At 71.7% G+C, this 23,252-nt stretch carries 21 protein-coding genes; 10 read left to right on the top strand and 11 right to left on the bottom strand.

The features are described 5' to 3' along the window. Positions 1-18: 18 nt before the first annotated feature. The 4 genes from C1729_RS04945 (at position 19) to C1729_RS04930 (ending at position 4,136) form a co-directional block, all read left to right on the top strand. The gene (locus C1729_RS04945; RefSeq protein ID WP_102510529.1) at positions 19-249 is read left to right on the top strand and encodes a DUF3046 domain-containing protein; all 231 of its coding nucleotides are present in this window, start codon (positions 19-21) and stop codon (positions 247-249) included. Between the two features lie 210 nt (positions 250-459). Then, complete coding sequence (gene recA / locus C1729_RS04940) at positions 460-1,563, top strand: recombinase RecA (RefSeq protein WP_102508958.1); 1,104 nt, start codon at positions 460-462, stop codon at positions 1,561-1,563. Positions 1,564-1,574: 11 nt separating this feature from the next. Continuing rightward, positions 1,575-2,468 carry a regulatory protein RecX gene (locus C1729_RS04935; RefSeq protein ID WP_102508957.1) on the top strand — a complete coding sequence of 298 codons (894 nt, stop codon included), beginning with the start codon at positions 1,575-1,577 and terminating at the stop codon, positions 2,466-2,468. Positions 2,469-2,642: 174 nt separating this feature from the next. After that, complete coding sequence (locus tag C1729_RS04930) at positions 2,643-4,136, top strand: HD domain-containing protein (protein ID WP_242493718.1); 1,494 nt, start codon at positions 2,643-2,645, stop codon at positions 4,134-4,136. Positions 4,137-4,370: 234 nt separating this feature from the next. Here the strand turns inward: C1729_RS04930 and C1729_RS04925 are convergent, their stop codons facing one another. The 4 genes from C1729_RS04925 to C1729_RS04910 form a co-directional block, all read right to left on the bottom strand. Next, positions 4,371-5,234, bottom strand: coding sequence for an amino acid ABC transporter permease (locus C1729_RS04925; protein ID WP_102508956.1), 864 nt, complete (start codon positions 5,232-5,234; stop codon positions 4,371-4,373). Then, the gene (locus C1729_RS04920; protein ID WP_422917639.1) at positions 5,231-5,941 is read right to left on the bottom strand and encodes an amino acid ABC transporter permease; all 711 of its coding nucleotides are present in this window, start codon (positions 5,939-5,941) and stop codon (positions 5,231-5,233) included. Before C1729_RS04920 ends, C1729_RS04925 begins: the two co-directional genes overlap by 4 nt. Positions 5,942-5,992: 51 nt before the next feature. Next, positions 5,993-6,802 carry a glutamate ABC transporter substrate-binding protein gene (locus tag C1729_RS04915; protein WP_102508955.1) on the bottom strand — a complete coding sequence of 270 codons (810 nt, stop codon included), beginning with the start codon at positions 6,800-6,802 and terminating at the stop codon, positions 5,993-5,995. A gap of 62 nt (positions 6,803-6,864) precedes the next feature. Beyond that, positions 6,865-7,638 carry an amino acid ABC transporter ATP-binding protein gene (locus C1729_RS04910; RefSeq protein ID WP_102508954.1) on the bottom strand — a complete coding sequence of 258 codons (774 nt, stop codon included), beginning with the start codon at positions 7,636-7,638 and terminating at the stop codon, positions 6,865-6,867. Positions 7,639-7,797: 159 nt separating this feature from the next. Between C1729_RS04910 and miaB the strand changes: the two genes are divergently transcribed. Continuing rightward, the gene (miaB, locus tag C1729_RS04905) at positions 7,798-9,417 is read left to right on the top strand and encodes a tRNA (N6-isopentenyl adenosine(37)-C2)-methylthiotransferase MiaB (protein WP_102508953.1); all 1,620 of its coding nucleotides are present in this window, start codon (positions 7,798-7,800) and stop codon (positions 9,415-9,417) included. 90 nt (positions 9,418-9,507) lie between these two features. Here miaB and C1729_RS04900 read toward each other — a convergent pair whose 3' ends face one another. From C1729_RS04900 to C1729_RS04880, 5 genes are all read right to left on the bottom strand, one after another. Beyond that, complete coding sequence (locus tag C1729_RS04900) at positions 9,508-9,999, bottom strand: type III secretion system chaperone family protein (RefSeq protein WP_165375418.1); 492 nt, start codon at positions 9,997-9,999, stop codon at positions 9,508-9,510. Positions 10,000-10,007: 8 nt separating this feature from the next. Next, a complete protein-coding gene (locus tag C1729_RS04895; protein WP_102508951.1) occupies positions 10,008-10,577 on the bottom strand; it encodes a YbjN domain-containing protein in 570 nt (189 codons plus the stop codon). Between the two features lie 88 nt (positions 10,578-10,665). Beyond that, entirely contained in the window at positions 10,666-12,603 is a 1,938-nt protein-coding gene (locus tag C1729_RS04890) for a hypothetical protein (protein ID WP_102508950.1), read from the bottom strand. Further along, positions 12,603-14,513 (bottom strand): HSP90 family protein, encoded by a 1,911-nt coding sequence (locus C1729_RS04885; protein ID WP_102508949.1) that lies wholly within the window; start codon positions 14,511-14,513, stop codon positions 12,603-12,605. Before C1729_RS04885 ends, C1729_RS04890 begins: the two co-directional genes overlap by 1 nt. Continuing rightward, positions 14,510-14,989 carry a type III secretion system chaperone family protein gene (locus C1729_RS04880; protein ID WP_102508948.1) on the bottom strand — a complete coding sequence of 160 codons (480 nt, stop codon included), beginning with the start codon at positions 14,987-14,989 and terminating at the stop codon, positions 14,510-14,512. The genes C1729_RS04885 and C1729_RS04880 overlap by 4 nt, the downstream gene beginning before the upstream one ends. 90 nt (positions 14,990-15,079) lie before the next feature. Here C1729_RS04880 and miaA point away from each other — a divergent pair, with 90 nt between their 5' ends. Continuing rightward, positions 15,080-16,045: a tRNA (adenosine(37)-N6)-dimethylallyltransferase MiaA gene (miaA, locus tag C1729_RS04875; protein WP_102508947.1), complete on the top strand. Its 966-nt coding sequence runs from the start codon at positions 15,080-15,082 to the stop codon at positions 16,043-16,045. Beyond that, on the top strand, positions 16,042-16,968 hold the full coding sequence (gene dapF, locus C1729_RS04870; RefSeq protein ID WP_102508946.1) for a diaminopimelate epimerase: 927 nt from the start codon (positions 16,042-16,044) through the stop codon (positions 16,966-16,968). Before miaA ends, dapF begins: the two co-directional genes overlap by 4 nt. A 41-nt stretch (positions 16,969-17,009) precedes the next feature. On the opposite strand, the gene C1729_RS04865 is transcribed toward dapF, so the two are convergent. After that, on the bottom strand, positions 17,010-17,618 hold the full coding sequence (locus tag C1729_RS04865) for a class I SAM-dependent methyltransferase (protein WP_102508945.1): 609 nt from the start codon (positions 17,616-17,618) through the stop codon (positions 17,010-17,012). 148 nt (positions 17,619-17,766) lie between these two features. Here C1729_RS04865 and hflX point away from each other — a divergent pair, with 148 nt between their 5' ends. The 3 genes from hflX to C1729_RS04850 are packed head-to-tail and all read left to right on the top strand — an operon-like array spanning position 17,767 to position 22,401. After that, on the top strand, positions 17,767-19,272 hold the full coding sequence (gene hflX, locus C1729_RS04860; RefSeq protein WP_102508944.1) for a GTPase HflX: 1,506 nt from the start codon (positions 17,767-17,769) through the stop codon (positions 19,270-19,272). A 40-nt stretch (positions 19,273-19,312) separates the two neighbouring features. Continuing rightward, positions 19,313-21,355, top strand: coding sequence for an ATP-dependent DNA helicase (locus tag C1729_RS04855; protein ID WP_242493717.1), 2,043 nt, complete (start codon positions 19,313-19,315; stop codon positions 21,353-21,355). 56 nt (positions 21,356-21,411) lie between these two features. Continuing rightward, entirely contained in the window at positions 21,412-22,401 is a 990-nt protein-coding gene (locus C1729_RS04850; RefSeq protein ID WP_102508943.1) for an L-lactate dehydrogenase, read from the top strand. 100 nt (positions 22,402-22,501) lie between these two features. Here the strand turns inward: C1729_RS04850 and lexA are convergent, their stop codons facing one another. Next, entirely contained in the window at positions 22,502-23,236 is a 735-nt protein-coding gene (lexA, locus tag C1729_RS04845) for a transcriptional repressor LexA (protein ID WP_242493716.1), read from the bottom strand. Positions 23,237-23,252 lie beyond the last annotated feature (16 nt).

Raw genomic sequence — 23,252 nt, 5'->3', positions numbered from 1 at the left:
GCGTGGCACCCTGTGTCGGTGAGGTATCGCGAGTTCTGGGATCTGGTCGATGACGTCTTCGGTCGCGCGTACGGCCGGTCGATCGTGGGCGACCAGGTGCTCGAGCAGCTCGGCGGGCGGACGGCTGCCCGCGCGATCGAGGAGGGCGTCGAGCCGCGTGCGGTGTGGCACGCGTTGTGCGACGCGATGCAGGTGCCGGACGCCGAGCGCTGGGGGAGCGATCCTCACCGGCAGGCTCCGCCGCGCTGATCCCGCAGGTCCGCGACACGCTGGCCCTGCCGGCTCGACGGTCGAACAGGTGTTCGGTAGGGTTGTCCACAACGGTCGACGGCGGCCGGGCGGTCCACGTCCTCGCAGCGATCACGCGTGAATGTCCGTGGCTCGTCCTAGTGTCGGGCCCATCAAGATCGCAGAGCTTCTCCGGCGGCACGTGCCGCCCCGAACGACAGAGGTGAACCCATGGCAGCATCCGCGGACCGCGAGAAGGCGCTCGAGGCAGCGCTCAGCCAGATCGACCGCCAGTTCGGCAAGGGCTCGATCATGCGCCTCGGCGACGATGACCGCCCCGCGGTCGAGGTCGTCCCGACGGGCTCGATCGCGCTCGACGTCGCGCTCGGCATCGGAGGCCTGCCCCGGGGGCGCATCGTCGAGATCTACGGTCCGGAGTCGAGCGGTAAGACGACCGTCGCGCTCCACGCGGTCGCCAACGCGCAGCGGCAGGGCGGCATCGCCGCGTTCATCGACGCCGAGCACGCCCTCGACCCCGAGTACGCGAAGAAGCTCGGCGTCGACACCGACGCGCTGCTCGTCTCGCAGCCGGACACCGGTGAGCAGGCCCTCGAGATCATGGACATGCTCGTCCGCTCGGGCGCGATCGACATCATCGTCGTCGACTCGGTCGCCGCTCTCGTACCCAAGGCCGAGATCGAGGGCGAGATGGGTGACAGCCACGTGGGCCTTCAGGCCCGGCTCATGTCGCAGGCGCTCCGCAAGCTCACGGGTGCACTGTCCTCGACCGGCACGACCGCGATCTTCATCAACCAGCTCCGCGAGAAGATCGGCGTGTTCTTCGGCTCGCCGGAGACGACGACGGGCGGAAAGGCGCTGAAGTTCTACGCGTCGGTCCGGATGGACATCCGCCGCATCGAGACCCTCAAGGAGGGCACCGACGCGGTCGGCAACCGCACCCGCGTGAAGATCGTCAAGAACAAGATGGCCCCGCCCTTCAAGCAGGCGGAGTTCGACATCCTCTACGGCGTCGGCATCTCGCGTGAGGGCAGCCTCATCGACCTTGGCGTCGAGCACGGCATCGTCCGCAAGTCCGGCTCGTGGTACACGTACGAGGGCGACCAGCTCGGCCAGGGCAAGGAGAACTCGCGCGGCTTCCTGCGGGACAACCCCGAGCTTGCCGCCGAGATCGAGCGCCGGATCAAGGAGAAGCTCGGCATCGGTGCGCCGTCCGAAGCTCCCGCCGAGGCGACCGCGGGCACGGAGGCTGCCACCCCCGCTGTCGAGGCCGCTCCGAAGAAGAGCCGCGCCAAGGCCGCGAAGGTCGACTTCTGAGCCGCAGCACCATGCAGCACGCACCCGTCGACGGACAGGCTCACGATTCCCGAGCCGCCGCACCGACCCGCCGGGCGGACGCCGCGACGATCGATGCTCTGAGGGCAGCGATCGCCGCGGTGCCGCCGGGTGGGTCGGCCCCGTCGCGCGACCGGGAGGACGGGCTGCGCCCGACCCCTGACGACGACTCTCGTCGGGCACCTGAGGGCAGGACGAAGCGGCGGGGCGCCGGACGGCGGCATGGCGGGACCGGCGCACCAGCTGACCACGAAGGTGCTGGGGGGCGCGCCCCGCACGACGAGCATGACGCCGCTGACGAGCAGGGGACGGATGGCACGGACGGCCCTGCTGGCCGTCGCGACGCCGGATCTGAGCGAGGCGGCCCGCGGCGTCCTGCGACGGTCCTCGAGATCGAAGACGCGGCGCGCGAGTACCTGCTGCGCTCGCTCACGGCTGCGGCACGATCGCGGCAGCAGCTCGCGAGCGGACTGGCGAAGCGGGACGTGCCCGAGGACGTCGCGGAGCGTCTGCTCGACCGCTTCGAGGAGGTCGGGCTCGTCGACGATGCCGCGCTCGCGCAGGCGATCGTGCGATCCCGGTCCCAGGAGACCGGCGCGGCGCGGCGCCGCATCGCGTCGGAACTGCGCCGCAAGGGCTTCACGGACGACGTCGCGCACGACGCGCTCGCCCAGGTCGACGACGAGGACGAACGGCGCTCGGCGTACGACCTCGCACGCGTGCGTGCCCGACGCCTCGTGTCGCTCGACCGGGACGTCGCGCTGCGTCGGCTCGTCGGATTCCTCGGCCGCAAGGGCTACCCGCCGTCGCTGTGCCTCGACGCTGCCCGTGCGGGCCTCGAGAGTGCGATGGACGAGCGCAGCACGGTCCACCACGCGCAGGACTGAGGCCTCGTCGTCCTCACGGTCGTCATCCACGGTCGTCATCGTCGTGCGTGATCCGCGTCGCACTGTGAGCGACACGGGACGTACGGCAGGCGGAACGATGGCTCGTTCCGCTACGTTCACCGTGGAGGAGGGGCGCGCCGCGCCCGTCGCCCACAGCCGAGGGGAGGTGCTGACGTGATCGAGGACTGGCCAGCGCTCCTGCTCGTGCTCGTGCTCCTGCTCGCATGTCTCGTCGCGCTCATCCTCGTCCTGGTGGCCCGACGCGAGGCCGCTGCGGTGCGGGCGCAGGCCCGCGAGGACGTCGCCTCGCTCAAGGACGAGCTTCATGTCCGCGCTGCCGAGGCCGACCGCCGCAGTGCACGTCTCGACGACGAGCGTGCACGGCTCGAGGCGGACCGCGTCCAGCTCGCCGAGGATCGCGCGAGGATCACCAGGCTCGCTGAGTCGCTCGACGCGCGCACCGCCTCTCTGACAGCGCAGGAGACCGCACTCGGCACCCGCACCGCGGAGCACGAGGCGCGCGTCGCCGAAGAGCTCGCCCAGATCGCCGAGACGACCGTCGAGCAGGCTCGCGCGAGGCTTGCCGATGACCTCGCTGAGCGAGCCGCGCGCGACGTCGAGGCGCGCCTGCGCCGCACCGAACGACGCTTGCGCGCAGAGTCTGAGGCGCGCGCCAGGTCGATCCTCACGACAGCCGTCGAACGCCTTGCGGTCGCGACGTCGAGCCAGCTCTCGGTCGTGATCGTCCCGCTCCCGTCGCCCGAGCTCAAGGGGCCGATCATCGGGCGCGACGGCCGCAACATCAAGGCGTTCGAGGCGCTCACCGGCGTCAACCTCATCGTCGACGACTCCGACGACCACGTCCAGATCTCCAGCTTCGACGCCGAACGGCGCGAGATCGCCCAGCAGAGCCTCGAACGCCTGCTCGCCGACGGGCGCATCAACCTCGAACGCATGGAGCGTGTGGTCGCGACCGTCACGGACGAGGCCGAGGAACGCAGCCGTGACTCTGCCAGGCATGCGATCGACGACGCGTGCGTCCGTCCGCTCCACCCCGAGCTCGAGGAGCACGTCGGACGGCTACGTCTGCGCACCTCCTACGGACAGGTCGTCCAGCAGCACCTCGTCGAGTGCGCGCTGCTCGCGCGAAGCATCGCTGGCGAGATTGGCGCGGACGCCGAGGTCGCCGCGCGTGCCGCATTCCTCCACGACGTCGGCAAGGCCGTCCCCGCGGGCGAGCGGGGCTCGCACGCCCGCGCCGGAGCCGAACTAGCGGCCCGTTGCGGCGAGCCCGAGATCATCGTCAACGCGATCGCCGCGCACCACGGCGAGGTTCCCGCCGAGTCCGTCGAAGCCGTCATCGTCCAGATCGCCGACGCCATCTCCGCATCCCGACCGGGAGCCCGGCGCGAGGACGCCGACTCGCACGTCGAACGGCTCGAGGCGCTCGAGCGCGCGGTCGCAGCGCACCCCGGGGTCGCCCGCGCCCTCGCGCTCTCGTCCGGCCACGACGTGCGCGTCGTCGTCGAGCCCGGGGTCGTCGGGGACGACGACCTCGAGGGCCTCGCCGCGCAGATCGCGTCCGCGATCTCCGAGACGCAGGCCGTGCCCGGCGAGGTGCGCGTCACAGTCGTGCGCGAGCTCCGCGCGACTGCGACCGCCGGCTGACCGCAACCCCGAGCGCGACCGTCGTTCCACCAACGACGTCCCCCCACGACCGATGGCTGACCAGCGACAACCGATGGCTAACCAGTGACGACCGTCGCCCCCGAGGCCCCGGGGACCGTGCCCACCGACGCGCTGAGCCACCGACGCGCCGGGCCACCGGCATGCGGGCCCCTGACGTGCGGGTCCCCGACGTGCGGCGCCCATGACGTGCGGCGCCCATGACGTGCGGCGGACTCAGTCGTCGGCTGCGACGAGCCCCGGGACCTGCGTCGTCATCGCTCCTGAGGTGCGCGACCGCAGCCGTAGCGCGAGACGGTCCGCCAGGAGGCTCACAGCGAGGTTGACGAGGATGAAGACCGCCGCGATGACGATGACCGCTGGGATGTAGTTCGCGAAGTTTGTCGCCAGGTACTCGGCCTGTCGCAGTAACTCGGCGTACCCGATGAGATAGCCGAGCGCAGAGTCCTTGACGACGACGACGAGCTGGCTCACGAGGGCGGGCAGCATCGCGACGACGCCCTGCGGCAGGAGGATCGTCCGGACCGTCTGGCCGTGCGTGAGGCCGATCGACAGACCGGCCTCACGCTGCCCCCGGGGGAGTGACGTGATGCCCGAGCGCACGAGCTCCGCGACGACCGAGCCGTTGTACACGGTGAGCGAGATGACGACGGCTGTGAGCGCGAGCTGGTTGGACGGGACGAGTCGGTAGTTGACGAGGAGCCAGTACGAGAAGACCATCATGAGCAGGACGGGCACCGCACGGAAGAACTCGACGATCGCCGCCGCGATGCCGGAGATCCACCGGTTCTCCGAGAGCCTGCCGAGGCCGAGGACGACGCCGAGCACGCCTGCGAGCACGACAGAGATCGCGGCGGCGCCGAGCGTCCCGAGCAGGCCCGGGAGGAGGTAGTCGACCCAGGTCGATCCTGCGAGGAACGGTGTCCACTTCGCCGCTGAGAGGTGGCCGTTGCGGGCAAGCATCCACACGACCCAGCCGAGCCCGGCCGCAAGGACGAGGACCGCGGCGACGTTCGCGAAGGCAAAGATCCTGCGGGTCCGGGGTCCCGGCGCGTCGAAGAGTGGGGAGGCTGCCGTCATCGGGCCACCGCCAGCTTGCGCGACAGCGCCGTCATGAGGATCCCAACGGGCAGGACGAGGCACACGAACCCGAGGGCGAAGACGCCGAAAATGAGGAAGAGGACGTCGGGGCGGAACTCGATCATCACCTTCATGAGGTAGGAGGCCTCCGCGACGCCGATCGTCGCGGCGACCGTCGTGTTCTTCGTGAGCGCGATGATGACGTTCCCGAGCGGTGCGACCGCGCCGCGGAACGCCTGGGGCAGGACGACGAGCACGAGCGACTGCGTGAACGTCAGCCCGATCGACCGGGCGGCCTCCGCCTGTCCGAGGGGCACGGTGTTGACACCGGATCGCAGTGCCTCGCACACGAACGCCGCGTGGTAGAGCGAGAGGCCCACGACCGCGAGGCGAAAGTTCTGGTCGACGATGAACGTGCCCGAGCTCGGGTTCGCGAGGACGAGGCCCAGCTGTGTGTAGAGCCCGAGCGAGCATCCGACGATGATGAGCGTGAGCGGCGTGTTCCGCACGAGGTTGACGTAGATCGCCCCGCCGAGCTGCAGCGAGGGGATCGGCGAGACCCGCATGACCGCGAGGAGCGTGCCGAGGACGAGCGAGCCGACGAGGGAGAACCCCGTGAGCTTCACGGTCATCCAAAAGGCCGCGAGCACGTCATAGTCGCTGAACAGCGTGCCGACGGCGTCGGAGAGCGGGGACAGGTCGATCACCTCCCGGGAGGGCCCGTCGGCCGCGCGGTGAGCGCGGCCGACGGGACGTGGTCAGGAGCAGGCGGCGGGCGTTGGCGGGTTGAGGTCCGCGTTCGGCGTGTAGCTTCCGCCCGTGTTCGCTTCGAGGGCCTTGGCCCATTCGCCCGACGAGATCATCTTCGTGATCGCCTCGGTGACCTTCCCGCACCTGTCGGAGCCCTTGGGCAGGCCGATGCCGTAGTTCTCCTGCGAGAACGTCGTCCCGACGGTCTTGAGCTTGCCCTTGTACTGCTCCTGTGCGGCGAAGCCCGCGAGGATGATGTCGTCGGTCGTCACGGCGTCGACGTTGCCCTGGCTCAACTGCTCGACGCACTTGGAGTACGTGTCGAACTCCTGGAGCTGGACCTGCTTCGAGAACTCGTCCTTGATGCGCTGCGCCGGGGTCGACCCCTGGACGGAGCAGAGCTTCTTGCCGTCGAGAGTGTCGGGCCCGGTGATGTCGGTGTTGCCCTCCTGGACGAGGAGACCCTGACCGGCGACGAAGTACGGGCCCGCGAACGAGATCTTCTCCTTGCGTGCGTCCGTGATCGAGTACGTCGCGACGATCATGTCGACCTGGCCGGACTGCAGGAGGTTCTCGCGCTGGGGCGACGGGGACTCCTTGAACGTGATCTGGTCGGCGTCGAAGCCGAGTTCTTTGGCGACGTAGCGCGCGACGTCGACGTCGAAACCCGAGTATGTATCGCCGGACTTGAGCCCGAGCCCGGGCTGGTCGAACTTGATGCCGATGGTGATCTTGTCGCTGTCGTCGCCCCCGCACCCTGTGAGCAGGGCGCTGGCGAGCGCGACGGACCCGAGTGCGGCGATGACCTTGGTGCGCATGTGCTTCTCCTTGTGTCGACCGTGCTGCGGTGGGTGACGGCGGGGCCGTCGTTGCCGGAGGTTCAGTGGGTGAGGATCTTCGAGAGGAAGTCCTTGGCGCGGGCCGAGCGCGGGGCCGTGAAGAACTCCTCGGGCGTCGCCTCCTCGACGATCTGGCCGTCCGCCATGAAGACGACGCGGTCCGCGGCCTTCCGTGCGAAGCCCATCTCGTGGGTGACGACGATCATCGTCGTGCCGTCGTGGGCGAGGTCGATCATGACGTCAAGGACCTCGTTGATCATCTCGGGGTCGAGCGCCGAGGTCGGCTCGTCGAAGAGCATGACCTTGGGGTGCATCGCGAGGGAGCGGGCGATCGCGACGCGCTGCTGCTGGCCGCCCGAGAGCGCGGCTGGCAGCTTGTGGGCCTGGTTGGCGACGCCGACGCGCTCGAGGAGCGTCATGGCCTCGGCCTTCGCCTCGGCGGCGGGGATACCGCGCGCCTTGACGGGGCCGAGCGTGACGTTGTCGAGCACCGAGCGGTGCGCGAAGAGGTTGAAGGACTGGAAGACCATGCCGACGTCGGCCCGGTGACGGGCGAGTGCCTTGCCCTCCTCGGGGAGCTCGTCGCCGTCGACACGGATCGACCCGGAGTCGATGGGTTCGAGCCGGTTGATCGTGCGGCAGAGCGTCGACTTCCCCGAGCCCGAGGGCCCGATGACGACGACGACCTCGCCCTTGCGGACCGTGAGGTTGATGTCCTTGAGCACGTGGAGGTCGCCGAAGTGCTTCTGCACGTCGACCAGCTCGACGAGCGGTGTGCCGCCAGAGTCGTTGGTCCCGCCTGTGACGTCGTCCATTCACCGACCGTACTGACCTGCTGTGATGCGCGCCACAGCCTACGGTCACGAACATGTCACAACCTGGCAAAGTCACCCCGTCGATCACCCTTGGGGGGCGTCGCGGCCGCGGCGGCGGCCCGGAAGGGCCCGCCGTCGCGCGGCTTAGGATGGACGGCGATGTCCACGACGCCCGCACCCCACGCCACGCCGGCCGCACCCGCCGCCGACGCCACCGCCGCCCGCACCTACACGGTGCGCACGCTCGGCTGCCAGATGAACGTCCACGACTCCGAGCACATGGCCGGCATGCTCGAGGAAGCGGGCTACGTCCGCGCGACCGCCGCCGACGAGGCCGCGAGCCGTGCGGACGTCGTCGTCATCAACACGTGCGCCGTGCGCGAGAACGCCGCGAGCAAGCTCTACGGCAACCTCGGCCAGCTCGCCGAGCTCAAGCGCGAACGGCCCGGCATGCAGATCGCCGTCGGCGGCTGCCTCGCGCAGAAGGACCGCGCAGGCATCGTCGACCGCGCCCCGTGGGTCGACGTCGTCTTCGGCACGCACAACCTCGACGCCCTGCCCGTCCTCCTCGAACGCTCGCGCCACAACGCCGCCGCCGAGGTCGAGATCGCCGAGTCGCTCCAGGTCTTCCCCTCGACCCTCCCGACACGGCGTGAGTCCGTCTACGCCGGCTGGGTGTCGATCTCGGTCGGCTGCAACAACACGTGCACGTTCTGCATCGTCCCGCACCTGCGCGGCAAGGAGCGCGACCGTCGGCCGGGCCAGGTCCTCGCCGAGGTCGAGGCGCTCGTCGCGCAGGGGGCGATCGAGGTCACGCTCCTCGGGCAGAACGTCAACTCCTACGGCGTCGAGTTCGGGGACCGCGGCGCCTTCGCGAAGCTCCTGCGCGCGTGCGGCCAGATCGAGGGCCTCGAACGTGTGCGTTTCACGAGCCCGCACCCCGCGGCGTTCACCGACGACGTCATCGATGCGATGGCTGAGACCCCGAACGTCATGCCGCAGCTGCACTTCCCGCTCCAGTCCGGCTCGGACCGGGTGCTGCGCGCCATGCGGCGCTCCTACCGTTCCGAGAAGTTCCTCGGCATCCTCGACAAGGTCCGGGAGCGCATGCCCGACGCCGCTGTGAGCACCGACATCATCGTCGGGTTCCCCGGTGAGACCGAGGAGGACTTCCTCGAGACCCTCCGCGTCGTCGAGGCCGCGCGCTTCACGAACGCGTTCACGTTCCAGTACTCCCCACGCCCCGGCACGCCCGCAGCCGACCTCCCCGACCAGCTGCCCAAGGAGGTCGTCCAGGAGCGGTTCGAGCGGCTCGTCGCGCTCCAGGACCGCATCTCCGCCGAGCAGTCAGCGGCACAGCTCGGACGCGAGGTCGAGGTGCTCGTGGCCGAGAGCACGGGCCGCAAGGATGCCGAGACGCACCGGGTCACAGGCCGCGCGCGCGACAACCGGCTCGTCCACGTCGAGCTGCCCGTCGGCGCGCCGCGCGTCACTGACGGCATCGACGACCCGCGCCTCGCCGACGACCTCGACCCGCGTCTGCCGCGCCCCGGTGACCTCGTCGTCACGCGCATCACGCGGACCGCTCCGTACCACCTCGTCGCGGACCGCACCGAGGCCACGGACCTCTTCGAGGTCCGGCGCACCCGCTCGGGCGACGCCTGGGCCGCGCGCGAGCGCGCACGGCTCGGCCTCGGCGGCGAGGAGCACTCCCACGGTGGTGCGCCGGCCGCGGGCATCCCGGTCGTGCTCGGTCTCCCGACCGTTCGCCGCGCCTGACACTGCAGAGGAATCCCGGGCCGGAACCCGTGCGCGAGACCGCCCGCCACGGATCACCGTGGCGGGCGGTCTCAGGTGAGCAGCATGCTGTCAGCCCGCGTCAGGCGTGTCCCCGCCCTCGGGCGGGACCTCGGGAAGGCCGAACGCCGGCGCCTGCGCGTCGAGGTGGTCGAACGCCATCATCGCGGTTTCGAGCCCCGACATGAGGATGACGTCGAGCTGCTCGGCCGTCACGCCGTGCTCGAGGTCCGTCGACGACTCCGCGTGGACGTCGAGCAGGTCGTTCGACGGGTTGAGACGTGCATACATCTTGGGGAACACGCGCTCCCGGTTCCACTCGTTGAGCGCGCGCAGGAGCGGCGCCTTGTGGACGGGATCGACCGATCGGCCCCAGGTGCCGCGGACCTGGAAGATCTCCTCCTTGTCGCCCATGAGCATGAACCACACGCGATGGTCGCCCCAGTTGCCGCCGAAGTCACCGTCGTCGTCCGTGACGTAGTGGAACTCGTGGGAGTCGAGGACTCCCTGGACCATCTCACGCGTGAGGGGCAGCGGCACGGGGCCGGAGGTGGGGACGGGCACGGAGGACCTCACAGTGCAGGGGACTGGGCGACAGGGTCGGGATAACGCTGGTCGAGCGCGTCGAAAAACGACGTGCCCGACGCGAGCCCGCATCGGATGACCTGACGGATCTGGGCGTCGTTCCCGCCCTTCTCGAGATCGACCGCGACCTCGGCGCTCACCGACACCGCACCGTCGTCCCGGACCCGGGCGTACGCCTTGGGCCAGATCCGCTCGGTGTTCCAGTCGTTGATGAAGTCGAGGATCTCGTCGAGCCGCTCGATGCTCGCCTCACGGCTCCACGTCCCACGGATCTGCAGGAACGTCGGCGTCTCGCCGTAGAGGACGAAGAGGAACATGCGCAGCTGCCAGAAACCGATGCAGTCGCCGTCGTCATCGACACCGAAGTGCGCCCCGTCGGCGCGCAGGATCTGCGCGATGCGCTCGGAGGTCATCGGTGTCGGGAAGAGCTCGGGGTCCGACGTCGTCGGCGACGGGTCGGCGCCGTCAAACGGGGAGACCGGCACCGGCACGCTGGGTTGGGGGCGAGACGCGGGCGGCTCCGGCGTGTGCTTGGGACGACGACTCCAGAAGGCCATGCCAGCAGGTTAGTCGGTCTGCACGGCCGCTGCGGGGTGGTCCGCCCCGGGTTCGCTCACCGCGTGACGGTGACGGACCACCGAGTGCTCAGCGACCCTCGCCCGCGATCTCGGCGAGGACGAGAGACGCCTCGTCGCTGCGCCCGAGCCGTCCGAGCACGTCGAGGACCTCGTCGCTCACGGACGTCGACAGCTGGCGCTGCCGCTGCGCGCGGAAGAGGGTCGCGGCACGCACGAGCGGCTCGAGCGCGCCCTCGTGGTCGCCGGTCCCCACGAGGCAGCGTCCTGCGAGCCATGCGGCATGAGCCTCGTCGAGCCGGTTGCCCGCGGCACCGTGAAGCGCGGTGAGCGCGAACGCCTCGGCAGCCGCGTCGACGAGGCGGCCGGCCGTCGCGAGCAGCCGCGCGCGGGAGTCGCGCAGCTCGAGGAGCTCGGCGGCGTCGGCCGCGGCCACGCGCGCGGCGAACGCTGTGCCGTGCCCTGGCTCTGCACCGCCCACGGCGCCCGGGCTGCCGCCGCCGAGCGCATCGACGAGGCGGTCGAAAGTCGCGAGGAGTGCGACGACGTCGTCGTCGAGCGTCGTCACGCGCGCCGCGGCACGCGCGACAGGGGCGGTGTCGCGCGCGTCGACGCCGCCGGCAAGCAGGAGCCCGAGGGCGCGCCGGAACCCGGCCGCGGCTCCCGTGTGGTCGTCGAGCAGCGCGGCGAGTTGCGCAGCCTCGGCGAGCGCGAAGCCCGCCGTGGGCAGGAGACCAGCGTCCTCGGCGGCCCGCGCGGCCGTGCGGTAGAGGACGGCGGCCGTACGCGGGTCCGAGTCCTCGACCGCGGCCGCCGACGCGAGGAGCGAGTCGACCGTGTCCGCGGGCGGAAGGTCGCTCGTCCCCGGCGCTGCGGCGACGGGCTCCTCAGCCAGGTCCTCGAGGCGCAGCACCGCAAGGTCGACGTCGAGCGTCCGCGCGGCCCTGCCGCGGGCGAGTGCGAGGCGCCGGGAGCAGACGTCGTTGCCGTTGCGAGCGTCGAAGGCCGCGGCGACCGCGTCGGCCTCCGCCTCGACCCACGCGGCGAGCGCCGCGACGTCGCGGGCGGGGACGCCCGGCAGCGACACGGGCGTCGACGGGTCGGCCTGCGCGAGAGCACGTGCGCCGATACCGACGTGCGTGAGCACCATGAGCCGTTCGCCGGGCGAACGGCTCCCCGCGAGGACGTCGGTGACGCGCGCGATCATCCGCAGCGCGCGCTCGGTGTTGCCCGTGCGGCCGAGGACCTCGGCGTAGCGTGCGCGGGGTCCGCAGAGGTCGTAGGGTCCCTCGAGGTGACCCAGGCCGAGGAAGTGGGCCCGTGCGACGCCCTCCGCGTCGCCCTGGTCGAGGTAGGCGAGCTGGAGGTAGGCGAGCATGTCGGCCGGCTCGGTCGCGCACGACGGCTCCTCGGGGAGCACGGACTCGATGATCCGCACGGCCTCGTCGCCACGGCCGGCCTCCACGAGGTAGGCCGCACGGTCGCCAGACTCGCACGCCTCGCACTGCGAGTAGGCGTCGCGTGGCGTCGCCACCCAGGCCTCGTAGGCCTCGGCGACGGCAGCTGGGTCGGGGTTCGAGTGCTGCTGCCAGCGGAAGTTGCTGTGCCGCACCGCGTTGAGCCCGTGGCCGGCGATGACGAAGCGGCGCTCCATGTCCGCAAGCGTCGCGTCGATCTGGGCCGAGGACACGCCCGGGAAGTCGACGAGGTGCCCCGTCATCCACTTGAACGACCAGAACAGCGAGTAGGCGTCCGCGTCGTCGAACACGTCGGGCCGTTCGTCGTAGAGACGCAGGGCACGCGTGAACGGGACGAACGCCTTGTCGACCTCCTCGCCCCACACGTACGCGTCGACGAGCGTGTTGTAGGCGAACGCGAGCGCCTCGACAGGACCCTCGGCCTCGATCCGCTCGACCTCCGCGAGGATCCTGGCGGTGCGCGACGAGCCGTGCGGGAGCGAGGTCACGTCGTGCACAGCGTGGACGGCCTCGTCGAGCGATCGTGTCATCAGGCGTCTCCTTCGCATGGTGGTGCCGCGGGGTCGGTCGTGGTCGGCGCCGCGAGCGCGCCGTCGAGCAGGGTGCGCAGCGCCCCGTCGAGCAGACGCGACTCCCCGTCGTGGAGGGGGCGCCCCGAGGCGAGCAGGCTCGTGACGTAGAGCGCGTGGACGCCGGCGTCGCGTACGGGGCCGGGGGCGCCCGCGAGCAGCGCCCGGACGCTCGTGTTGTCGTCGTTGAGGACGAGGCGCCGCGGCTTCGCCGGTGCCGTGAGCCCCGCGACGATCCCGCCCCAGAGGTCGTCAGCGGCCGCGACCGTCGCCGCGGCCGCGCGGGCATGGTCACCCTCGGCGTCGCGCAGCAGCAGCGCGGGCAGCGCCGTGGGCTCGAAGCGACGCAGGACGACCTCGCAGTCGGCCGAGGCGAGCGCCGCGGTCGCGCCGGTGAGCGCCTCGGTGACCTCGAGCTCGCGCAGCGGCTCGACCTCCTCGAGCGTGTGCGCGACGTCGTCCGCCGTGACCCGCGCCAACCGCCAGGCGGGGAAGCGGGCTGCGACACGCGTGAGCAGGTCGTCGTCGTAGACGTAGCCACCGTTGACGAGGAGCAGGCCCTGCGCGGAGGCTACGGGAGCGAGCCGGCGGAACTCCTCGAGGTCCGTCGTGAAGAGCAGCCGCTCGCCCGCGAGGCGCTCGGCCGCGTCCGCGAGCGTCGTCGGCCCGAGCGTTGACTCGAACGGCAGCACTTGCGTCGCCAGATCGAGCATCTCGTCGTCCTGGAGTGCGAGCGCACGCACCGCGAGGTGGTGCGTGCGCAGGAACGTCGTCGCGAGCGGCGAGGGCTCCGCGAGCGTCGCGAGCAGCCACGCGCGGACCTGCCTGCCGAGCGCGTCGCGCGTCGCGACGAGCACCTCGTCGTCGTAGAGCCCCTCGCGCGAGGCGGTCGGACGCAGCGCGGCGACGTCGACGACGCACCGGACGAAGAACGCCCACGGCGGCAGGAGGTCCGGCACAGACGACGAGAGCAGCATGCGTCGCAGGTAGACGCGATGGTGCGCGGTGCTCGTCGGGGCGAGCGCCCCGGGCAGCACATAGGCGACGCCCGTGAGGCCCGCGAGCGGGAGGTCGAGATCGATCCGGGCGAGGGGCGTGAAGCCGAGGGTCCGCTCGGCGTAGTCGACGAGACTCTGCTCGCGCGCCGCCGGCGCGGTCGCCGACGGGGACCACGGGAGCGCCGTCGCGCTCACCCGACGCTGCACGGGAGAACCGTCCTCGAGAGTGGTCGCGACGTGCACGGGAACGGGCAGCAGACCGCCGACGTCCTCGGCGAGCGCGACAACGGTCTCCGCGGCGAGCCAGTGCTCCATGTCGCGTCGAGGGTGCAGCCGGACGAGGCTGCCCCCGCCGGCCGGGACGTCGGGGTCGTCGGGCGAGATCTCACCGAGCTCGTAGCGGCCGTCCGCGTGCCCGAGCCACCGCACGGGCGCGGCGTCGGGCTGGCGTGCCGAGCGGGAGACGAGCTCGATCGTCTCCGCGACCATGAACGCCGAGAGCAGCCCGATGCCGAACTGACCGAGGAACTCCTCACGCCCGGCGCCGAGGTCGGCGTCACGCTTCGAGGACCGGCCGATCGTCGCGAGGAGCTCGACCGCCTCCGCGCCCGTGAGCCCGACGCCGTCGTCACGGACCTCGAGCGAACCGTCCGCGCACGGGGTGAGAAGGATCCGGCCGCCACCCTCCGGGGCCGCCAGCCCCGGCAGCAGGCGGCGCGCCGTGAGCGCATCGACGCCGTTCTGGAGGAGCTCGCGCAGGTAGACGCGCGGGCTCGAGTAGAGATGACGGGCGAGCAGGTCGACGACGCCGTGGAGGTCGACCTGGAACGCGGCCCGCGAGTCCGGTGAGCCCTCGCGGGCCGCAGAGGTCACGCGGACGCGTCCTCGGTCTGCGGCGCCCACTCGGGGTGCGCCTCGCTCAGGTGGTCGAAGAACTGGATGCCCGTGAAGATCCCGCACTTGAGGAGCTGGTCGAGCTGGTCGTCCGCGACCCCGTGCTCGAGGTCCGTCGAGACCTCCGAGTAGATGCCCGTCTCGGAGTCGTCGGGACGCGAGTAGACCTTCGGCCAGATGCGGTCCCGGTTGAACTCGTCGAGGAACGGCAGGACCGCTGTCTGCTCCGAGAGCGGCACCGTGCCCGCGTAGCGGCCGCGGATCTGGAGGATCTCGTCCTGCTGTCCCATGAGGAAGAAGTAGAAGAGGTGGCTGTCCCAGATCCCGTAGACGTCGCCGTCGTCGTCCGTGCCGACCCGCCACTCCGCCGCCTCGAGCAGCTCCTTGATGCGCTCGCGCGTCACCGGTGCGTTCGTCCGGACAGGCTCAGCGCCCGGCTTGGTGAAGAATCCCATGTCGTCCCTTGCTCGTCGTGCGCAGGTCTCACCTGCGTCGTCGCCACACTATCGGTGGCCTCCGACACCGGCGCGATAGCATTCCGGCTCGTGAACACCCAGCGCGTCATCGCCGTCGTCGGCCCCACGGCGACCGGCAAGTCCGACCTCGGGGTCGCGCTCGCGCTCGCTCTCGGCGACGCGGAGATTGTCAACGCCGACGCCTACCAGCTCTACCGCGGCATGGACGTCGGCACGGCCAAGGTCACGCCCGCGGAACGCCGCGGCGTCCCGCACCACCAGCTCGACGTCCTCGATCCGAGCGAAGACGCGTCCGTCGCCGTCTACCAGCGCGAGGCGCGCTCGGACCTCGCGGCGCTCGACGCGCGCGGCCGACGCGCCGTTGTCGTCGGCGGCTCGGGGCTCTACGTCCGCGCCCTGCTCGACCGCATGGACTTCCCGCCGACCGACCCCGCGGTGCGCGCCCGCCTCGAGGAGCGGGCCGAGCGCGAGGGCACGCGTCCCCTCCACGACGAGCTCACGGCGCTCGACCCGGTGGCGGCCGCGGGCATCCTCCCGGGCAACACCAAGCGCATCGTCCGCGCGCTCGAGGTCATCGAGCTCACCGGCGGCCTCTTCAGCTCGCACCTGCCTGTCGCCGAGCACGTGCGTCCGGCCGTGCAGATCGGCCTCGACTCCCCGCGCGACGAGCTCGACGCCCGCGTTGCAGCCCGTGTCGACCTCATGTGGGACCGCGGCCTGCTCGACGAGGTGCGCGCGCTCGACGCCGCGGGCATGGGCCGCACCGCACGGCGCGCTGTCGGCTACGCCGAGGCGCTCGAGCACCTCGCCGGGCGCCTCACCGCGGCGGAGGCCCGGGACGCGACGACGGCCGCGACCAGGCGACTCACACGCAAGCAGATGGGATGGTTCGGCCGCGACGCCCGCACCGTGTGGCTTCCCGCGACCGCCCCCGACCTGCTCGAGCGTGCGCTCGACGTCGTCGCCCGCGCCGACGCCGGAACGCTGGACGTCCCCGCCACAGGCGAACCGACGCGCCGTAGCCTGGGTTCATGACCGTCCCCGCCACGCTCGCCGTCACCAAGGGTCACGGCACGCAGAACGACTTCGTCCTCCTCGACGACCGCGACGGCGTGCTCGACCTCGACCCGGGCCTCGTCCGAGCGCTCGCGGACCGTCGCGCGGGCATCGGCGGCGACGGGGTCATCCGCGTCGTGCGCTCGGCCGACCTCCCCGAGGGCGCCGCGGTCCTCGAGGCCGACCCCGCTGCCGAGTGGTTCATGGACTACCGCAACGCCGACGGCTCGGTCGCGCAGATGTGCGGCAACGGCGTCCGGGTCTTCGTGCGCTTCCTCGAGCAGCTCGGCCTCGCGGACCTCGGCGGTGGCGCAAGCCTCGCGATCGGCACGCGTGCGGGCGTCCGCCACGTCACCCGCGTGCCCGAAGGGTATGCGGTCGACATGGGCGTGTGGCGCCTGCCCGGCGGCGAGGCCGCGCGCACGGCAGGTCACGACGCGGTCGTGAGCGTTGCGGGGCTCGCAGGGGAGCGGCCCGCGCTGAGCGTCGACCTCGGCAACCCGCACACGGTTGTCGCGCTCGCCTCGCTCGACGAGCTCGTCGCGCTCGACCTCACGCGAGCGCCCGATGTCACGCCCGCACCGCTCGAGGGCACGAACGTCGAGCTCGTCGTGCCGCTCGGCGAGGAGACGACGCCCGCGGGCGTCGTCGGGCACGTCCGGATGCGCGTCAACGAGCGTGGTGTCGGCGAGACCCGCTCGTGCGGGACCGGAGCGTGCGCGGCCGCGCTCGCGGTCGCGACGTGGGCGGGGCCGGGTGCCCCGCGCACGTGGCGTGTCGACGTGCCGGGCGGCACCGTCACGGTGACAATGCTCGACGGCGCCCGGGTCGAGCTCGCCGGACCGGCCGAGCTTGTGGCGCACGGCGAGGTCGACGTCGCGGCGCTGCTGCGCGGTCTGTAGCGGGACGCGCCCAGGGGTCGACGGCAGGTCGGGCCCGGGCGTCAGGCAGCGGGACCCGGAACGCGCAGGACCCGGAACCCCTTCGCTGACGCGAGTTTCGCGGTGCCCGGCGCGACCTCACGGTCGATCCACGCCGCGAGCGAGTCCGCACCGAGGTTCCGCTGAACGACGAGGAGCGCCTCCGCACCCGGAGCGACACGCGGCAGCCACGTGCGGAGCATGGCGTGCAGCGCGTCCTTGCCGATGCGGATCGGCGGATTCGACCACAGCGCGGCGAACCGTACGTCGGCGGGCACGTCCTCGGGCCGCACCGCCTCGATGTTCGTGAGGCCGTGCCGGGCCGCATTGCGGCGCACGAGGTCGAGCGCGCGCTCGTTGACGTCGACCGCCCACACGCGGGTGCCCGGCGCCTCGAGCGCCATCGTCAGCGCGACGGGACCCCAGCCGCAGCCGAGGTCGAGCAGGTCGCCCGTCGCCGGCGGCTCGGGAACCGTCCGCAGAAGCACCCGCGTGCCGAGGTCGACGTGCCCGGGGGAGAAGACGCCTGCGGCGGTCTCGACCTCGAGCTCGCGGCCCGCGAGCGTCACGGTGACGTGACGGCGCTCGTCGGCCGAGGCGGGTGAGGCGGTGAAGTAGTGGTCCTCGGTCACCCCGCGAGCCTAGTGCGTCGGACGACACGGGCAGGCGCCGCACACGCGTGCGGTCCGTGCGTCCGGTCACGCCGCGCGCGAAATCGATGGTGCCCGGGCCCGTCGGCGTGACACGCTGGACGTGCACCGCCCCGACGGAAGGACCTCCATGACGCATCCCACCCCCGAGCCCTCGCGCACCGAGCGCGACATCGCCGACGACGTCGTCGCGCGCGTGCTGGCCCGGGCGGGGACCGCCGTCGACGAGGGCAGCACGATCCACACGTCAGCGGACGGCGAGCAGCTCGACCTCGTCGAGCGCGCCGCGCTGCGCCGCGTCGTCGGGCTCTCGACCGAGCTCGAGGACGTTACCGAGGTCGAATACCGCCAGCTTCGGCTCGAGAAGGTCGTCCTCGTCGGACTCTGGCACGGAAGGTCGGCGCTCGACGCGGAGATCTCGCTGCGCGAGCTCGCCGCGCTCGCCGAGACCGCGGGCTCCGAGGTGCTCGACGGGCTGCTCCAGCGCCGTCAGACGCCTGACCCGGCGACGTACCTCGGCAAGGGCAAGTCTGCGCAGCTCGCGGAGATCGTCGCCGCGGTCGGAGCGGACACGGTCATCATCGACGGCGAGCTCGCGCCCTCGCAGCGCCGCGCTCTCGAGGACGTCGTCAAGGTCAAGGTCATCGACCGGACCGCGCTCATCCTCGACATCTTCGCGCAGCACGCGAAGTCGCGGGAGGGCAAGGCCCAGGTCGAGCTCGCGCAGCTCGAGTACCTCCTGCCACGCCTGCGCGGCTGGGGCGAGTCGATGTCTCGTCAGGCCGGAGGTCAGGTTGGCGGCGCGGGCGCAGGCATGGGCTCGCGCGGACCGGGCGAGACGAAGATCGAGCTCGACCGGCGGCGCATCCGCGACCGCATGGCGAAGCTCCGCCGCGAGATCGCCGCGATGGCCCCGGGTCGCGAGGCCAAGCGGGCCTCGCGGAAGAAGGGTGAGGTCCCTGCGGTCGCGATCGCGGGATACACGAACGCCGGCAAGTCGTCGCTGCTCAACGCGATCACGGGCGCAGGCGTGCTCGTCGAGAACGCGCTCTTCGCGACGCTCGACCCGACGGTGCGGCGCACGCAGACGGCCGACGGCCGCGTCTACACGCTCGCCGACACGGTCGGCTTCGTGAGGTCCCTGCCGCACCAGCTCGTCGAGGCATTCCGCTCGACGCTCGAGGAGGTCGCTGATGCGGACCTCCTCCTCCACGTCGTCGACGCGTCCCACCCGGATCCCGAGGGCCAGATCGCTGCGGTGCGTGAGGTGCTCGCCGACATCCCTGGGGCGCTCGACGTGCCCGAGGTCATCGTCCTCAACAAGGCCGACGTCGCGAACCCGGACGTCGTCGCACGGGTGCGCGGTCGGGAACGACGGACGCTCGTCGTCTCGGCGCACACGGGCCACGGAATCCCCGAGCTCCTCGCGTACATCGCCGCGGCGCTGCCGCGACCCGACCGCGACATCGACCTCACGGTGCCGTACACGCGAGGCGACCTCGTCCACCGGATGCACCACGAGGGCGAGATCGACCTCGAGGAGCACACACCCACGGGTACGCGCCTTCGGGGACGTGCAGGAGAAGCGCTCGCGACAGAGCTCGAGGCCGCTGCGGTCGCCCACAGCCCGTCCTGAGGGAAGCCCGCGGCCGTGCGGTCGTGCGTAGGATGACGCGGTGACCCCGACGCCCGACGACCCCGAGACCGACGTCGCCCGGGAGGTCGGACCGCTTCTCGAGGCTGCGGTCGCGGCCCTCGGCGGAAGCCCCCGCGAGGGGCAGCGCACCATGGCGGAGCGGGTCGCGACGTCGCTCGCGACCGGCGAGCACCTGCTCGTCCAGGCGGGCACCGGCACAGGAAAGTCCCTCGGCTACCTCGTCCCGGCGGTGCACCACGCGGTGACGGCCGGCGAGCGGGTCGTCGTCTCGACCGCGACGCTCGCGCTCCAGCGGCAGGTGCTCACACGCGACCTGCCGCTCGTCGCGGACGCGCTCACGGACCATCTGCCGCGCGCGCCACGGATCGCGCTCCTCAAGGGCTGGCAGAACTACCTGTGCCTCCACAAGGTCGCGGGCGGCTACCCGGAGGAGCCGGGGACAGCGCTCTTCGACCTGCCTGACGCCGCCTCGACACCCGACCCGCTCGACGACGACGGCCCGCGCGACGAGAGCGCGATCAAGCGCCTCGGACGCGAGATCGTCCGGCTGCGCGAGTGGTCCGAGGAGACGACGACGGGCGACCGTGACGACCTCGTGCCGGGCGTGAGCGCCCGCGCGTGGCGGCAGGTGTCGGTGACGAAGATGGAGTGTCTCGGCAACCGTTGCCCCCTCGTCGAGGAGTGCTTCCCGGAGCGGGCGCGCGCGCACGCACGCGAGGCCGACGTCGTCGTCACCAACCATGCGATGCTCGGCATCGCGGCCTCGGGCTCGCCGGGCGTGCTGCCCGAGCACTCGGCGCTCGTCGTCGACGAGGCGCACGAGCTCACGGACCGCATCACGAGCCAGGCGACGCTCGAGCTCTCGACGATGTCAATCGACCAGGCTGCGCGGCTCGCGCGTCGCCAGGGCATCGCGACGGCCGCGCTCGACCGTGCGGCCGCTGATCTCGGCGCGCTCCTCATGGACCTCCCCGAGGGACGTTTCCCGCACGGGCTGCCGGAGGGCGTGCAGGCGGCGGTCGGCGCGGTGCGCGACGAGGCGCGCGAACTGCTCACCGCGCTCAAGCCCGAGCCGAAGTCCGACGCGGACGGGGCGCTCAAGGTTGCGCAGGCGGGGGTGCTCATCCTCTTCGAGACCGCGGAGCGCATGGCGGCGGACCCGTCAGGACACGACGTCCTGTGGTGCTCGCGAGGCTCGTGGGAGGCGGGCGGTGCGACGCGCCTGCACGTCGCCCCCATGAGCGTCTCGGGGCTCGTCCGGACGTCGCTTCTCGCGGAACGCACGGGGGTGTTCACGTCGGCGACGCTGAGCCTCGGTGGTTCGTTCGAGCACGTCGCGCGTTCGCTCGGGCTCGGGACGCCCGACGGCGACGGTCCGGCGACGCCGTGGGACGGCATCGACGTCGGCACGCCGTTCGACTACGCGAAGCAGGGCATCCTCTACATCGCGCGTCACCTGCCCGCGCCAGGGCGCGAGCCCGCGACGGAGGCGCAGCTCGACACGATCGCAGAGCTCGTCGAGGCTGCGGGCGGCCGGACGCTCGGTCTCTTCTCGTCACGACGCGCGGCGGAGACGGTCGCCGCTGCGATGCGGGAGCGGCTCGACGTCCCGGTGCTGTGCCAAGGCGACGACGTCCTGCCGACGCTCGTGCGGCAGTTCGCCGAGGACGAGGCGACGTGCCTCTTCGGCACGCTCTCGCTCTGGCAGGGTGTCGACGTGCCGGGCCGGTCGTGCAGCCTCGTCCTCATCGATCGCATTCCCTTCCCGCGGCCTGACGATCCCGTGCGCTCGGCGCGCACGGAGGCGGTCGCGGCGGCGGGCGGCAACGGGTTCATGTCGGTGTCGGCGACGCATGCCGCGCTCCTCCTCGCCCAGGGCGCGGGACGTCTTGTGAGGACGTCGACGGACCGCGGCGTCGTCGCGGTGCTCGACTCGCGGCTCGCGACCGCACGGTACGGGAGTTTCCTCACGCGCTCGATGCCTCCGCTGTGGCCGACGACGGATCGCGCGGTCGTCCTTGCTGCGCTGAGACGGCTCACGGCCGACGGCTCCGATGGCTAGGCTGGCTTGGACACGCAGGTCGCTCGCGCGGCCGGCCGCTCAACCCTGGAGGAACGATGCCGAACATCACGCCGCACCCCGACGAGCACACGAAGCTGCGGACGACGAAGCTTGCCGTCGTCGGTGCTGGAGCGGTCGGCTCCACGCTCGCCTACGCGGCGCTCATGCGTGGTGCCGCCCGCACGGTCGCGCTCATGGACATCAACGCCGCCAAGGTCGAGGCCGAGGTGCTCGACCTCTCGCACGGCGTGCAGTTCGTACCTGAGGCCCAGGTCATCGGCTCGGACGACGTGTCGGTGTGTGCGGACGCCGACGTCGTCGTCGTCACTGCGGGCGCTAAGCAGAAGCCGGGTCAGACGCGCACGGAGCTCGCGGGCGCGACGATCGACCTCATGAAGAAGATCCTGCCGGGGCTCGTCGCGGCTGCGCCGAACGCGGTCTACATCATGGTGACGAATCCGGTCGACGTCGTCACGTACGCGTCGCTGAAGATCTCGGGCCTGCCGCCGAGCCAGATGTTCGGCTCCGGCACCGTGCTCGACACGTCACGGCTGCGCTTCCTCATCGCTCAGCACTGTGGCGTCGCGGTCCGCAACGTCCACGCCTACATCGCAGGGGAGCACGGCGACACGGAGATCCCGCTGTGGGACTCTGCGACGATCGGAGGCGTGCCGCTCCTCGAATGGAACCGCCAGTCCGAGCACCACGGCCCGCTCAATGACGGGGACCGGGCCCGCATCGCGGACGAGGTCGTCAACTCGGCGTACAAGATCATCGAGGGCAAGGGTGCGACGAACTACGCGGTCGGGCTTGCGGGGACGCGCATCATCGAGGCGATCCTCACGAATGAGCACTCGGTCCTGCCGGTTTCGTCCCTCCTGACGGACTATTACGGGATCTCGGACGTGTGCCTGTCGGTCCCGTCGATCGTCGGGCGTCGTGGCGTCTACGAGCAACTTCAGGTGCCGCTGTCGGACGCCGAGTACGACGGTCTCAAGGCGTCCGCCGACCACCTGCGGGCGGTCGCCCGGGAGTTCGGCTTCTGAGCATGAACGCAGCATGACGAAGGCCCCTCCGCGGAGGGGCCTTCGTCATGTCGTCACGATGCAGCGAATGCAAGGTCCGGCAGGTGTTGCGCGTTCGGCGTCAGAGCGAACGGAGCACGGAGACGACGCGTCCGAGGATCTGGGCGTCGTCGCCGGGGATGGGGGCGTACGCGGAGTTCTGGGGGAGCAGCCAGACGTGCCCCGAGGTGCGCTTGAACGTCTTCACCGTGGCCTCGCCGTCGATCATCGCCGCGACGATCTCGCCGTTCTCGGCGACGGGCTGGCGGCGCACGACGACCCAGTCGCCGTCGCAGATCGCAGCGTCGACCATTGAGTCGCCCTGGACTTTGAGCATGAAGAGGTCGCCGTCGCCGACGAGCTGCCGGGGGAGCGGGAAGACGTCCTCGACGACCTGCTCGGCGAGGATCGGTCCGCCCGCGGCGATCCGCCCGACGAGGGGGACGTACGACGGTGCGGGGCGGGAGTCGTCCTCGGCGGCGGAGTCGTGGGCGATGCGGGGCTCGGCGCTGGACGCAGGCGTGGACGGGACGGCCGTCGCCACGACGCGGGCGTCGTCGGACTGGACGATCTCGAGAGCGCGCGGACGGTGCGGGTCGCGACGCACGTAGCCCTTGCGCTCGAGCGCCTCGAGCTGGTGCTTGACGCTCGACGGGCTTGTGAGGCCCACGGACGCCCCGATCTCCCGCATGGTCGGAGGGTAGCCACGCTCGTCCAGGGACGTGCGGATGCACTCGAGCACGGCGCGCTGACGCCCGGTGAGAGCGCGGCTCGCCGCGGCGGCGGGCGAGATGGGCCCTGGGGTGGTCTGCGTCACGTGATGCTCCCTCGTC

The sequence above is a fragment of the Sanguibacter massiliensis genome (assembly GCF_900240335.1).
GTDB lineage: Bacteria > Actinomycetota > Actinomycetes > Actinomycetales > Cellulomonadaceae > Flavimobilis > Flavimobilis massiliensis.
This window is presented reverse-complemented; position numbering and strand designations above follow the sequence as displayed.